Consider the following 14,187-nt stretch of genomic DNA (forward strand, 5'->3'; position numbering starts at 1 on the left):
AGAACCTACGCCGTGGGCCGCAGCAGCCAGCGCACTTCCTGCGTCTGCTCGCTGTCCGGAAAGCGCGATTCGAGCGTCGTCAGGATCGGCTGCGCCATGTCCGCGCGGCCGAGCCCCTGCACCAGCACCCGGGCCGCCAGTTCGTAGGCTTGCGGAATGGCCGCATGGCCGCGAAAGCGCCGGTCGAATCCCGACAGGAGCGCGAGCGCGGCATGCGCATCGCCGTTGCGCCATTCGGCCTTGGCCAGCGTCATGACCGTCGGTGCGTCGTCGAGCGAGAAGGCCTTGTCCTTCTCGCGGCAGGCCTTGAAGACCTTGAGCGCTTCGGATGCCAGGTCACGTCGCAACAGCAGCGGAATGAAGCGGCGCGCATGGTCGAGCAGCGTGGACGCCTTCTCGGGCGCGAGCAGCAGCACGCGGTGGTAGCGGCGCTGCGCCGCCAGGTCGTCGGCCGGTGCCACGCGCTGCGCCTCGTAGGCGATGCCAAGTGCGCCGGCCACGTCGCCGTCGGTGATCAGCTGCGCCACTTCGGCATCGGTGCGCTGCGCGGCCATCTGCTCGGGCGTGCGGCGGTCCACCGGCGCGCCGTCGTCCACGCCGCCGCCGGGCAAGAGGTCGATGCCGAAGGCGTCGTGGTGCTGGTACATCACGTAGCCCAGCAGGCTTGACATCACCCAGCCGAAATAGATGAACGCGAAATTGGCGATCGGCAGCACGATGAGGCCGTCGATCATCGGCAGCAGCATGCCGATGGCGATCTGCGCGCCCGCGCTCAGCAGGAACAGGAAGAAGCACAGCAGCGCATAGGGCCAGCCGATGATGCGCATCGCATCCATCACATGGCCGGGGTTCATGGCCTGGAAGAAGCTGCCCGACTGCACCAGCACGATCATCGCGGCCGGAAAGGTGAACGACACCACGAACACCGCGACGGTGCCCAGCACCGGTTCGTACCAGGCCAGCCAGCCGATCAGCGCGCCCTGCACCACCGAAATGGCAAACAGCTTCCAGGGCAGGTTGACCCAGTCTTCATTCAGCTGGCGCGGAAAATCGGCCGAGCGCCAGATGCCGCGCGAACCGAGCGCGGTGACCTTGAAGCCGTAGCGGCTGGCCGCCAGCACGATGCCCAGCTCGATCACGATCAGCGACAGGCCGGGATGCAGAAAAGGAATGGCCTCGAACAGCAGGCTGCAGAACGCGAGCACCAGGCCATACATCAGCGGCCGCAGCTGGAACGGAAACGCGAAGAAGCTGTTGAGGCGGTGCCAGAAAGGCGGCGGAGGCGGCAGCGAGTCGTTGGCGATCATGATGGCGGCGCCTGCGTGCTACTTGAAGAAGTCGCCCTGGCTCATGGCGCCGCGCCCGCCCAGGCGCACCACCGTGACGTCGTCGCCGCGCACGAGCCGCATCTGGCCCAGTTCGCGCTCCAGCCGCTGCGTGAAGCTGCTCTTGAACTGCATGGCCGCCTCGCCCATCTTCAGCACGCTGGTGCCTTCGACGGTGGCACTCTTGCGGTCGCTCGCAATCTCGATGCTGTCGATGTGGTACTCGTATTCGATGGTCAGGATGCCGCCCATGCGCTCCCCCACCGACTCGAACATCTTGAAGGTCTTGCGCGCAGACTCGCAGGCCTGCTCGCGGTCGCTGGTGGTTTCCTGCGTGCGGCCCATCATGATCGTCTTGCTCTGGATCACGGCCTTCTTGCTGAGCTGCTTGCACAGCTGCTCGGCATCGCGCGAATAGACGGCGTGCGCCTCTTTCTCGTAGTACTGGCGCACCATGGCCTCGTCGAGCTTGCGCCCGCCGAGGAAAAAGTACCACGCGCCCACGCAGAGGGCGACGACGATCGCAATTTGCTTCATTTCCCGCCCCGCACGCTGTGCGCTCCGCTCCGATTTTGCGAGGCAGTATACGTTGCGGAATGTTTCCTGAGGGCGTGGGGCGGGGGCTGGTGCGGACCGGGCGGCACAGCCAGGCCGCATTCGCGGCCGATGCTTCATGCCCCACAATCCGCGGATACGATCCGATCAGCGTTCCGTCTTTTTCCGATGCCTTCGATGAAAACCGCGCTGGCCGCCGCGCTGCTGCTGACAACCGCACTCGCCGCGCAGGCCCAGAACCACAACGCCGTGCTCCCCTATGAGGCGCTGGACAGCACGGCGGCCGATGCCTCTTCCGACTACCTCGCGGCCAAGGCGCGCTGGCACGACGAGCTGGCCGCCTTCTTCCGGGCCGACCAGCAGCAGTTCCCGGCGCCCGGCGGCGTGGTGTTCGTGGGCAGTTCCACCGTGCGCATGTGGAAAAGCCTCGGGCAGGACTTCCGCCAGGTCCCCGGCATCGTCAACCGCGGCTTCGGCGGCTCGACCCTGGCCGACTGCAGCCTGTTCGCGCGCGACCTCGTGGTGCGCTACAGGCCGCGGCAGGTGCTGGTGTACGCCGGCGACAACGACCTGGCCGAGGGCCGCACGCCGCTGCAGGTGCTCGAGAGCTTTGCGCGCTTTGCCAATGCGGTGCGCGCCGAGCTGCCGAACACGCGCATCAGCTTCATCTCGATCAAGCCGAGCCCCTCGCGCGAGCGCCTGATGCCGCAGATCCGCGAAACCAACAACGTGATCTCGGCCTACCTGAACCGGCTGCCCGACAGCGAATACATCGACGTCTTCACACCCATGCTCGGCGCCGACGGCAGGCCGCGGCCGGAACTGTTCAGGAGCGACCGGCTGCACATGACCGACGAGGGCTATCGGCTCTGGCAGTCGATCATCACCAGCCACTTGCCAGGGGCTGCGCCGGCCGCGGCCCCGGCAGCTGCCCTGCCCTGACCGGCCCTCCTGACGGGCCTCAGGCCCGCGCAGTCTCCGTCGGCACCTCTTCCGCCGGCGGCGGCAGGTCGGCCCCGCGCGTGAAGCGCGCCACCGCGTACATGCCCGCGAACACCGCCAGCAGCAGCAGGCCGTCGCCCCACCAGGGCCGGGCGGTCTGGCTGTCGCCGTAGAAGGCCAGCACCAGCAGCACCGCCACCAGGTGCGCGCAGAACACCGGCAGCGAGGCCGCGCCCATGGCCTCGAGCCAATGCAGGCGCGGAATCTTGCGCATGAGCCCTGGGCCGAAGCGCACCGCCAGCACGCCCAGCGCCACCAGGTTCACGAGACGCAGCGGCCCGAGCTGCCACTTGTCGAACAGCAGGTTCATTTCCACGTCGCCGCCGAACGGCGCCTGGCCGTTGATGCCGTGGTGGCGCCACCAGAAGCCGTAGAGCGCGATGGCCAGCGCAGGCATCCACAGCCAGGCCGGAAAGCGCAGCGGCCGCGCATCGGGCAGGTTGCGGCTGGCACCGAGGCACAGGCCCGCGAACCACAGGAACTGCCAGGCGTAGCTGTTGAAGGCGCCCATTTCGTGGAACGGAACCGGCAGGCTCAGGTAATGCACCGCAAGTCCGTAGACCCATTCGCTGAGGTCGAATTGCGCCAGCGCCCACAAGGCGACACTGGCGCCCATCACCAGCGTCCAGCCGTGCCGCATGGCAAAGGCCAGCACCCACGGGCTCATCAGCATGAAGAAGATGTACATCGGCAGGATGTCGAGCAGCGCGGGCTCGTAGACCAGCAGCAGCCCGAAAAGAAATCCTTCGCGCGGCTCGGCCAGGTAGTAGGACATCAGGTTCTTCACCGCCGGCTGGTCGATGTGCAGCCCGAGCGCGGCAATGACCGTGAACAGGAACAGCAGGATCGCCGCCTGGCACAGGTAGACCTTGAGCACGCGCCGCCAGAAGGCCTGGCGCATCGGGTCAACGCCGCGCACGTAGCCGATGCGGCTGTAGACCAGCCCGGCCACGAAGGCCGACAGCAGCACGAAGCCTTCCGCGGCCGAGACGAATCCGAAGGGCTGGCCCAGCAGGTCGGTCAGGCGGGTCGGAAGATGGGTGACGGTCATCAGCACGAGCATCAGCCCGCGCAAGGCGTCTATTTCCCAGTAGCGTTTCATCGGTCGGCGGCGAGGTCTTGGTGGCGGTCCGCGCGGCGCACGCACGACAGTGCCGATTGTATGAAGAGCGGCCGAGGCATATGACGACTGGCACGGCCGGAGCGCCATTCAAATCGGCTACGCTGCGCGCTGCTTCCAGGTGGAGAAAAAATTGAAAAGAACCATTCCAGCGCTGCTTCTGGCCGGCGGCGCCTTGCTCGCCATGCCGGCCCTTGCCCTCCAGATCACCAGCCTGACCCCGCAGGGCGAAGTGGCGCGCGTGCGCCAGGTGGTCGCCAAGTTCGACCAGCCCGCGGTCAATTTCGGCGACCCGAAGGCACCCGCGCCGCTTGCCGTGAGCTGCACCGATGCGCAGGCCGGCAAGGGCACCGGCCGCTGGACCGATGCGAAGGCCTGGGTCTGGGACTTCGAGAACGACCTGCCGCCCGGCGTGCGCTGCACCGTCACGCGGATTCCCGGCTTCAAGCCCGCCTCGGGCGGCGAGCTGACCGGGCCGGAACGCTACCAATTCAATAGCGGTGGGCCGTTTGTGCGCAACTTCATGCCGGGCAGCTACGGCCGGATCGACGAGCAGCAGATGTTCGTGCTCGAGCTCAACGGCGCCGCTACCGTGGAGAGCGTGCGCCAGAACGTCTGGTGCGCGGCGGACGGCATCGGCGAGCGCATTCCCGTGCGGCTGCTCGAAGGTGAGCAGCGCACCGGCCTGCTCAAGGCCTTCGGCCGCGACGCGGAAGCCGCCAGGGACCCGCTGCGCTTCATCGCGCTGCAATGCAACCGCACGCTCACGCCGGGCAGCAAGGTGCAGATCGTCTACGGCAAGGGCGTGGCCACCCCCTCGGGCGTGGCCAACAACGTGGAGCGCCGCCTGAGCTTCCAGGTGCGCGAACCCTTCGCGGTGTCTTTCAGCTGCGAGCGCGAGAACGCCCAGGCCGCCTGCCTGCCGCTGCGGCCGATGCAGCTGCAGTTCAATGCCCCGGTCACGCGCAAGATGGCCTCGCAGATCCAGCTCAAGGGCGGCGGCAAGTCGATCAATGCCACGCTCCAGAACGACGGCGGCACGCCGAGCGAAGACGACGTGGTCAGCGCCGCGAGCTTCGCCCCGCCGCTCGCGGAAGACACCAAGTACACCGTCGAGCTGCCCGCGAAGTTCGAGGACGCATCGGGCCGGCCGCTGGCTTCGCCCGGCAGCTTTCCGCTGAAGGTGGCCACCGGCGCCATGCCGCCGCTGGCCAAGTTTGCCGCCTCGCCTTTCGGCGTGGTCGAGCGGCTGGCGGAACCCGGCACGCCGGCCATGATGCCGGTGACCGTGCGGCGCGTGGAGCCCGCGCTGATGGTGCAGGCGCTCACGCCCGGCAAGGTCAGCGACATGAACCCCAAAACCGACGCCGAGATCATCGCGTGGTTTCGCAAGGTGCGCCGCTACGACGACTACACCGTGAGCCGCGAACAGGCGCGCAAGGACGTGAAGGGCGCACTGCCCGCCGTCATCGAAACCAACGAACGCACCCGCGTGCAAAGCCGCATGCTGTCCCTGCTCGCGGGCCAGCCGGGCGTGAAGGCGCTCGACATGCCCAAGGCCGAGAGCGGCGATCCGCGCCCGTTCGAAGTCATCGGCATTCCGCTGACGCCGGGCTTCCACGTGCTCGAAATCGCTTCGCAGAAGCTCGGCGACGCGCTGCTCGACGAGCGCTACGGCGCCAGCCGCACGATGTACGTGCGCACCACCGCGCTGGCCACCAACCTTGCGGTGCACTTCAAGCTCGGCCGCGAGAACTCGATGGCCTGGGTCACCACGCTCGACAAGGGCAAGGTGGTGCCGAACGCCGAGGTGCGCGTGTCCGACTGCCGCGGCGTTGCCGTCGCAACCGGCAAGACCGACGCCAACGGCATCGTCAACCTCACGGGCGTCGTGCCCGAGGCGCCCAACTGCAACGGGCCGGACGAATACAACGCGGGCGCCTGGTTCGTCAGCGCGCGCGCCAAGGACGACAAGGGCATCGAGGACCTGGCCTTCACCTGGAGCGACTGGCAGCGCGGCATCGAGCCCTGGCGCTTCAACGTGCCCACCAGCCTGCAGCCCGAGCCCGACCGCGTGGCCCACACCATCTTCGACCGCACCTTGCTGCGCGCCGGCGAAACGGTGTCGATGAAGCACCTGATCCGCACCCAGACCAGCAAGGGCTTCGGCCTGCCCGAGAACCGGCCCGACACACTGGTGGTCACCCACACCGGCAGCGGCCAGCGCTTCACGCAGCCGCTGGCCTGGCGCAAGACGCCGACCGGGGGCCTGAGCGCGGAGAACAGCTTCGCCATACCGCCGGCCGCCAAGCTCGGCGTGTACGAAGTGATGCTGCGCACCGGCAAGGGCAAGGACGCCAACAGCGGCGACTCGGAAGGCGAAGGCGAAGGTGGCGAGAGCGACTACAACCGCAACTTCTCCACCGGCCAGTTCCGCGTCGAGGAATTCCGCCTGCCCGTGCTCGAAGGCCGCATCGCACCCACCGACAAGAAGCCGCTGGTGAGCGTGGCCTCGGTGCCCACCGACGTGCAGATCAACTACGTGGCCGGGGGCGGCGCAGCCAACCTGCCGGTGCGCGTGTCGGCCATGGTGCGCGGCAAGAGCCTCGGCTTTGCCGACCACGAGGCTTTCAGCTTCAACCCGCCGCGCGTGCAGGCCGACGGCTCGCAGGCGCCCGCGGCGGCTGCCGCCGACACCGCGGGCGCCGAGGAAGACATCAACAGCGCCAGCGACACCCGTGTGATCGCCGACAAGCTGCCGCTCACGCTCAACAAGGACGGCGCCGGCAAGCTCACGATCGACAAGGTGCCCAAGGTGAAGGCCGCACGCGAGCTGCTGCTCGAAGCCACCTATGCCGACCCGAACGGCGAGGTGCAGACCCTGCGCAGCACGCAGACGCTGTGGCCCGCCTCGGTGATCGCCGGCATCAAGACCGAGGGCTGGGTTTCGACCAGCCAGAAGCTCAAGTACCAGGCGCTCGCGCTCGACCTCTCGGGCAAGCCCCAGGCCGGCGTCACGCTCAACGTGCGCGCCGTGGCGCGCATCACCACCACCAGCCGCAAGCGCATGGTGGGCGGCTTCTACACCTACGACAACAAGACCGAGACCAAGGACATCGGCACCGTCTGCAGCGGCAAGAGCGATGCGCGCGGACTGCTGCTGTGCGAATCCGAACTCAAGGAAGCGGGCGAGGTCGAGCTGGTGGCCAGCGCCACCGACAGCGAAGGCCGCGACAGCCGCGCCGCCAGCTCGGTGTACGTGACCAAACAGGGCGAACTCTGGTTCGGCGGCGAGGACAACGACCGCATCGACGTGCTGCCCGAAAAAAAGAGCTACCAGCCCGGCGAGGTTGCCAAGTTCCAGGTGAGGAGCCCCTTCCGCTTTGCCACCGCGCTGGTGTCGGTGGAGCGCGAAGGCATCATCGAGACCCATGTGGTGCAGCTCGACGGCAAGGACCCGACCGTGAGCCTGCAGGTCCGGCCCGAATGGGGCCCGAACGCCTACGTGAGCGTGCTCGCGCTGCGCGGCCGGCTGCGCGAGGTGCCGTGGTACAGCTTCTTCACCTGGGGCTTCAAGGCTCCGCGCGAATGGTGGACCGCGTTCTGGTACGAAGGCAAGGAATACGTCGCGCCCACCGCGATGGTCGACCTGAGCAAGCCCGCCTACCGCCTGGGCATGGCCGAGATCCGCGTCGGCACGCGCGCGCACCAGATCGACGTGACGGTCACCAGCGACAAGCCCAGCTACCCGGTGCGCAGCAAGGCGCAGATCACCATCTCCGCCAAGCTGCCCGACGGCAAGCCCGCGGCCGGTGCCGAAGTGGCCGTTGCCGCGGTCGACCAGGCGCTGCTGGAGCTGATGCCCAACGACAGCTGGAACCTGCTCAACGCGATGCTGCAGCGGCGCAGCTGGGGCGTGAGCACCTCCACAGCGCAGATGGAAATCGTCGGCCGGCGCCACTACGGGCGCAAGGCCGTGCCCGCGGGCGGCGGTGGCGGCAAGGGCCAGACGCGCGAGCTGCTCGACACCCTGCTCCTGTGGAACCCGAAAGTGGTGCTCGACGCCAACGGCCAGGCGGTGGTGACGGTGCCGCTCAACGACGCGCTCACCACCTTCAGGATCGTGGCCGTGGCCGATTCGGGCACCAGCCTGTTCGGCACCGGCCAGATGAGCATCCAGGCCACGCAAGATTTGCAGATCATCAGCGGCCTGCCGCCGCTGGTGCGCGAGGACGACCAGTTCCGCGCCCAGATCACCTTGCGCAACACCACGCAAAAGCCGATGAAGGTGGACGCCACGCCGCGCGCCACGCTGCTCACGCTCGAGCCGCAGACGGTGGACATTCCGGCCGGCGAGGCGCGTGAAGTGGCGTGGACCGTGACCGCCCCCGCGCAGCTCGCGCAGACGCGCGCCGAAGCGATCCTGTGGGAGATCGAAGCCAAGGACACGATCGGCGGTGCGCGCGATGCGCTCAAGGTGCGCCAGCGCATCATTCCGTCGGTGCCGCTCACGGTGCAGCAGGCCACGCTGGTGCAGCTCGACGGTCCCTTCACCATCGACGTGGCGCCGCCCGCCGATGCCCTGCCCGGCCGCGGCGGCCTCAAGCTGTCTCTGCAACCCAAATTGGCCGAGGGCCTGCCGGGCGTGCGCGACTGGTTCGCCAACTACCCCTTCAGCTGCCTCGAGCAGAAGACCAGCAAGTCGGTCGGCCTGCGCGACGCGAAGATGTGGCAGGGCGTGCTGGCCCAGCTGCCGACCTATCTTGACAGCGACGGCCTGGCCAGCTACTTTCCGCCGCGCGACGGCGAATCGAACCGCGGCAGCGACATCCTCACCTCGTATCTGCTGGCGGCCACGCACGAGGCGGCGGCGCTGAACCCCGCCTTCGCGCTGCCCGACGCGGCGCGCGCACCGATGGAGTCGGGCCTCATCGCCTTTGTCGAAGGCCGCATCCAGCGCGAGTTCTGGAGCCCGCGCAAGGACCTGGACGTGCGCAAGCTCGCCGCCCTCGAGGCCCTGTCGCGCTACGGCACGGCCAAGGGCAGCATGCTCGGCAGCATCACCATCGCGCCCAACCAGTGGCCCACCAGCGCCGTGATCGACTGGCTCAACATCCTCAAGCGCGTGCAGGATGTGCCGCAGCGCCAGCAGCGCCTGGACGAGGCCAACAACGTGCTCAAGGCCCGCCTGTCCTACCAGGGCACCAAGCTGGTCTTCAGCACCGAGCAGGACGACTACTGGTGGTGGCTCATGACCAACGGCGACGTCAACACCGCGCGCCTGCTGCTCAGCGTGATGGACGACCCGGCCTGGAAGGACGACATCGGCAAACTCGCCAACGGCTTCATCGGCCGCCAGCAGAACGGCGCCTGGCACACCACCACCGCCAACCTGTGGGGCGGGCTCGCACTCGAGAAGTTCTCGAAGGTGTTCGAAAGCACGCCGGTGGCCGGCGTCACGGCCGCCACGCTCGGCGCCGTGAAGGCGCAGGTCGACTGGCGCAGCGTCGAGCGCGTGAAGACCACCGACGCGGCCGGCGCGCCCAACCAGAGCACCTTCTTCGGCGCGCCCGCATCGCCGGGCAACCTGAAGAACAACAGCATGTTCCTGCCGTGGGCGGCATCGCCCGCGGGCGCTCCCGTGCGCGACACGCTGCTGGTCACGCAGCAGGGCAGCGGCAAGCCGTGGCTCACGATGCAGTCGATTGCCGCGGTGCAGCTGAAGGCGCCGTTCGCTGCCGGCTATGCGATCAAGAAGACCATCACACCGGTCGAGCAGGCCACCGCGGGCAAGTACACGCGCGGCGACGTGCTGCGCGTGACCGTGGAGGTGAACGCCAGCACCGACATGACTTGGGTCGTGGTGAGCGATCCGATTCCGGGCGGCGCCACCATCCTGGGCACGGGCCTGGGCCGCGACTCGCAGATCGCCACGCAGGGCGAGCGCAAGTCGGGCGCGGGCTGGCTGGCCTTCGAGGAGCGCAGCTTCGAGGCCTTCCGCAGCTATTACGAGTACCTGCCCAAGGGTGTGGTGAAGATCGAGTACACCGTGCGCCTCAACAACGTGGGCGACTTCGCGCTGCCGCCGAGCCGTGTCGAGGCGATGTACGCGCCCGAGATGTTCGGCGAGATGCCCAATGCACGGGTGAAGGTGGAGGCGGCGAAGTAAGGCGCGGCGGCGGGGCCTGCGTTTCTATGCGGGGCCTGCTTCTGCAAGCGCCGCTTCGTACACCGCAAGGTCCGTGTCCGAGAAGCAGCAGAACGTGACCTCCTGCACGCTGGCACTCTCTGCCAGCGCTGATCGGACCGTGGCCACCGCGAGGGGCGCCGCCAGTTCGACCGGGTAGCCGTAGATGCCCGTGCTGATCGAGGGGAACGCGATGGTGCGAACGCCATGCTGCCCGGCGATTTCCATCGACTTCCGATAGCACGATGCCAGCAGTTCCGGCTCGCCGTTCGAGCCACCGCGCCAGACCGGCCCGACGGTGTGAATGATGAACCGGGCCGGCAGCCTGTAGCCCCGGGTCAGCTTGGCGTCGCCCGTCTTGCAGCCCGAGAGCAGCCGGCACTCGTGCAGGAGTTCGGGCCCGGCCGCGCGGTGGATGGCGCCATCGACGCCGCCTCCGCCGAGCAGCGACGAATTGGCCGCATTGACGATGGCATCGACCTGCAGCGTGGTGATGTCGCCGCGCATGGCACGAAGCGTCTTCTGCATGAGCATGCCCCCTTCAGGGCAGATTAGACGACAGGCGCGGTGAACGCAATCAGCTTGCCCATGTTGCCGACGAAGCTCGCCACCGTGATCCCCTGCGGCTGCTCCTTCTTGACGTAGGGCTCGATCAGCGGCGGATCGGCCGGATCGTAGGGCGAGGTGTCGAAGACATCGCCTACGTGCTTGCTGCGGTAGGCGTCGCCCGTGTACGGCGTGGAGGGGCCGTCACCCTTGTAGGGGTTGGTCACGGCCGACAGCGGGGTGAGCCAGTAGCCCTTGGGATCGAGCTTGTCCATCACCGCCGCGGCATCGGTTGCGCTCACCACGGGCGTGGTCATCACGCGGTCGGCGAACAGGTCGGCAAAGTCCACCTCGCGCAGGGAGAAGTACTTCGGCAGCGGCCGCTGCTCGCCGTGGCGCAGCGGAGAAGCCGCGACCATCTGCTGGATCGCGGTATCGCTCATGCCGTTGAGCTGGGCGTAGGTCTGGCGCATGCCGGCAATGTCGATGGCGCGCCCGGCCGAGTAGTGGCTCGGCGTATTGCGGTGGTCATGGTCGACGTAGTAGGCGCCGTTGTGGATGTTCGAGCCGTAGCGGTGCACGAAACGCGGCTGGTTGGTGCCGAGCTCCACGAAGGTGGGATGCGTGCGGCCCTTGAGCAGCGGGTTCTCCGCGATCATGGTGTCGGTGAGCTTGCAGCTGTCCAGCCAGTCGAGCGCCTCGGGCACGCGCGTGAGGTAGCCGCGGTCGCCCGTCAGGCGGAAGTAATTGAACAACTGCTGCACGTTGGTCTGCGTCGTGTGCGTGGCCAGCGACCTCGGCTCGTAGCTGCGCGCGCCGGCGGGCGCTCCGGCCAGGCGGCCGTTCTGGTCCGTGGCCAGGTGCTGCAGCCCCCAGCCGGCCTGCGGCCCGGGCTGCTGCATGCGGCGCAGGCAGTCCATCGCGCGGTTGATGTATGGAACAAGGCTCTGGTCGCCCAGCGCCACCACGCACATCAGCAGGAACTTGATGTTCTCGCCCGCCACGTCGTCGTTGAAGGTGACGTGGCGCGTGTAGTCGCCGTCTTCCATGCCTGCCGTCGCACCCAAGGGCAGTTGATCTCCATTGGGCAGCGGCATCGACGAGACGGCATCGGGCGACGGCGGATAGCGCTGCGGCCAGCCGCCGTCGGCCACGCCGGAGGTGAACTGCGCCTGCGTGACGAAGCCGATGGCCTTCTGCAGCGCCGCCAGGAAGCGCGCGTCGCGCTTCTCCAGGTACATGCGCAGCAGGAACTGCGACGACACCGCCGTGCCCGCATCGTCGAAGGTCGCGTTGCCGTAGTAGTGCTGGAACTCCTCGAGCCGCCAGCCGTTGGCGCCCATGGTGGCGTACCACTCGCGCAGCGAGGCTTCGCCGGCAAAGTCGTGGATGTAGTTCCAGCCGCCCGACGGATGCTGCGCCTCGACCAGCGCCAGCGCGGTGCGCTCGGCGGCGCTGTAGAAGAGTTCGTCGCCCGTGGCGTGGTAGGCGTCGAGCATGCAGTGCCCGGCGGTCGGCGTGCCGGGCGGCTGGATCCAGCACATGGTGCGGCGCGCCTCCATTTCGCCCCAGATGGTCGAGAAGTCGGGCATGTAGGCCCAGACGTAGCCGCCGCGGTAGGACACCGTTTCGTCCATGAAACTGGCGGCGCGCCGCATCGCCTTGCGCGCGAGCGCCTCGGTGCTCGGCGGAGGTTCGGGCGCGGGAGCCGGCGGCGGCACCGGGAACGGCGGGAAGGCCGGGCCGTCTCCTCCGCCGCCGCCGCACGCGCTCAGCGCCAAGGGGGAAAGTGTCGAAATGACGAAGTTCCTGCGTTTCATCTTTTGTCTCCAGTTTTGTAGCGGTTGAGCCGCTTTGGTACTTTTCAACTCATACGATGTCCGATGAGTTGCTGGAATTCTGCCATTTTTCGATGGTTTCAGAACTCAGTTGTACGACAACTAAAGATGCAAGAACGCCGATTTTTTTGTATTGAATCGTTCGCGCGGCCGCCAGCGCGCACTCGGCCGGTCCCGGACACTGCGCATGTGCCCGGCGCCGGGGGTCCTAGCGGTAGAACGCCTCGACCCTGCCCTTCAGCTTGAGCAGCAGCGGCTTGCCCTTGCGGTCCACCGTCTTGCCCGCGGGCACCTTGATCCAGCCTTCGCTGATGCAGTACTCCTCCACGTCGAGGCGTTCCTTGTCGTTGAAGCGGATGCCGATGTCGTGCTCGAAGACGGCCGCCACGTGGTGGGGGCTGCGCGGGTCCGTGGACAGGTGATCGGGAAGGGGCGGGAGGGAACTGGCTTCGGTCATGGGATGAGTGAAAACGGTTTTCGGAAAACGGAAATGCCCCTGACTCGCTTGCTGCGGGCCGGCGCGATGAAGGCTCGATGAAGACGCGGATGATATGGCTTCTCTCCCGAGCCTCGGCCGCACTCCCTGCTCTATCGGCGCTTCTTCTTCGTCGCCTTGGCGGCCGGCTTGGGCGCAAAGCCCAGCGAAGCGCGCGCGAGCGCATCGGCCTCGTGGTTGCGGTGCCGCGGCACCCAGCGCAGGCTCGCCTCCTCGAACGAATCGAGCAAGGCGCGAGCATCGTCGAACAACCCGGCCATGCGTGCGATCGGCCTGGCGCCGGGCGCGCCAAGCTGCTCGACCAGGATGCTGTTGTCGGTATAGGCCAGCACCGCGGTCGCGCCCCTGGCCTTCAGTTCCTCGAGCGCGAGGGTCAGCGCCCTCAGCTCGGCTTCGTTGTTGCAGCCGGTGGCATGGCTGGCCAGGGACAGGGTGTGGCGGGTGCCGTCGGGCGCGGTGATGACCGCGCCGGCACCCATGCGGCCGGGGTTCGGCATCGCGCTGCCGTCGCAGTACACGGTCCAGTGGCGAAGCGGCATCGGCTGCGTCGGCTCAGCAGTTGTTGCGCTTGATGCCTGCAAGGTTCTGGCAGGGCCGCTGGCCCGGAGGCGGTCCCGGGTCCTGCGGGCGTGGAGGCCGTGGTGGACGAACAATCGGACGGCCGCCGTCGTAGTACGGGTCCGGCCCCCAGGTATAGACCGGCGGTTCGGACGCCGGGCGCTGCTGCTGCTCGTCGACGTTGCGCGGAATGATGGCCGGCCCCTGCGGCGCGTTGCTGACCGGGGGCAGCGGCGGCGGCGTGTACGCCGGCCGGCGCGCTCCTTCGGGTGAAGCGGACGGGGTCACGGTCAGCGGCTCGGTGATGGGCACCTGGCGCGAGAGCCGGCTGCCGGCGGGGCAGGGGCCGTCGGTGTAGACGATGCCTCCGCTCGCGTCGGTGCAGCGCACCACGTCGGCCGCCTGCGCGCCCATGGCGGCGGCAGCCGCAAAGAAGAAATAAACCGGAATGAAGAGAACCGATGTGCGCATCATGCGACCTCCGCCGTTGGCAGCCGAAGACGACAGTGTCTCCCCTGCCTCGCATTCTGGCCGGGTTTCTACAATCGAAGGTTGTCCGC

10 protein-coding genes are annotated in these 14,187 nt (G+C 68.0%); 2 read left to right on the top strand and 8 right to left on the bottom strand.

Annotation, left to right across the window (positions count from 1 at the left end; translation table 11 throughout):
• Positions 1-5: 5 nt before the first annotated feature.
• Together QFZ47_RS06335 and QFZ47_RS06340 are read right to left on the bottom strand one after the other, a co-directional pair.
• Entirely contained in the window at positions 6-1,307 is a 1,302-nt protein-coding gene (locus QFZ47_RS06335; RefSeq protein ID WP_307654835.1) for a tetratricopeptide repeat protein, read from the bottom strand.
• 18 nt (positions 1,308-1,325) lie between these two features.
• A complete protein-coding gene (locus tag QFZ47_RS06340) occupies positions 1,326-1,862 on the bottom strand; it encodes a hypothetical protein (RefSeq protein ID WP_307654836.1) in 537 nt (178 codons plus the stop codon).
• Positions 1,863-2,057: 195 nt separating this feature from the next.
• On the opposite strand from QFZ47_RS06340, the gene QFZ47_RS06345 reads away from it, so the two are divergent.
• The gene (locus QFZ47_RS06345) at positions 2,058-2,822 is read left to right on the top strand and encodes an SGNH/GDSL hydrolase family protein (RefSeq protein ID WP_307654837.1); all 765 of its coding nucleotides are present in this window, start codon (positions 2,058-2,060) and stop codon (positions 2,820-2,822) included.
• Positions 2,823-2,841: 19 nt separating this feature from the next.
• Here the strand turns inward: QFZ47_RS06345 and opgC are convergent, their stop codons facing one another.
• A complete protein-coding gene (gene opgC / locus QFZ47_RS06350; protein WP_307654838.1) occupies positions 2,842-3,984 on the bottom strand; it encodes an OpgC domain-containing protein in 1,143 nt (380 codons plus the stop codon).
• A gap of 202 nt (positions 3,985-4,186) precedes the next feature.
• On the opposite strand from opgC, the gene QFZ47_RS06355 reads away from it, so the two are divergent.
• The gene (locus QFZ47_RS06355) at positions 4,187-10,171 is read left to right on the top strand and encodes an alpha-2-macroglobulin family protein (RefSeq protein ID WP_370880627.1); all 5,985 of its coding nucleotides are present in this window, start codon (positions 4,187-4,189) and stop codon (positions 10,169-10,171) included.
• A gap of 24 nt (positions 10,172-10,195) precedes the next feature.
• On the opposite strand, the gene QFZ47_RS06360 is transcribed toward QFZ47_RS06355, so the two are convergent.
• The 5 genes from QFZ47_RS06360 to QFZ47_RS06380 form a co-directional block, all read right to left on the bottom strand.
• Positions 10,196-10,717 (bottom strand): O-acetyl-ADP-ribose deacetylase, encoded by a 522-nt coding sequence (locus QFZ47_RS06360; RefSeq protein WP_307654840.1) that lies wholly within the window; start codon positions 10,715-10,717, stop codon positions 10,196-10,198.
• Positions 10,718-10,740: 23 nt separating this feature from the next.
• Positions 10,741-12,555, bottom strand: a complete 1,815-nt coding sequence (locus tag QFZ47_RS06365) for a pectate lyase (RefSeq protein WP_307654841.1) — start codon at positions 12,553-12,555, stop codon at positions 10,741-10,743.
• A 226-nt stretch (positions 12,556-12,781) separates the two neighbouring features.
• Entirely contained in the window at positions 12,782-13,030 is a 249-nt protein-coding gene (locus tag QFZ47_RS06370) for a DUF3297 family protein (RefSeq protein ID WP_307654842.1), read from the bottom strand.
• A 131-nt stretch (positions 13,031-13,161) separates the two neighbouring features.
• A complete protein-coding gene (locus QFZ47_RS06375; RefSeq protein WP_307654843.1) occupies positions 13,162-13,608 on the bottom strand; it encodes a ribonuclease HI family protein in 447 nt (148 codons plus the stop codon).
• Between the two features lie 13 nt (positions 13,609-13,621).
• On the bottom strand, positions 13,622-14,098 hold the full coding sequence (locus tag QFZ47_RS06380; RefSeq protein ID WP_307654844.1) for a hypothetical protein: 477 nt from the start codon (positions 14,096-14,098) through the stop codon (positions 13,622-13,624).
• Positions 14,099-14,187 lie beyond the last annotated feature (89 nt).

Origin of the sequence: Variovorax paradoxus, from assembly GCF_030815975.1 — a bacterium.
Classification (GTDB): domain Bacteria; phylum Pseudomonadota; class Gammaproteobacteria; order Burkholderiales; family Burkholderiaceae_C; genus Variovorax; species Variovorax paradoxus_N.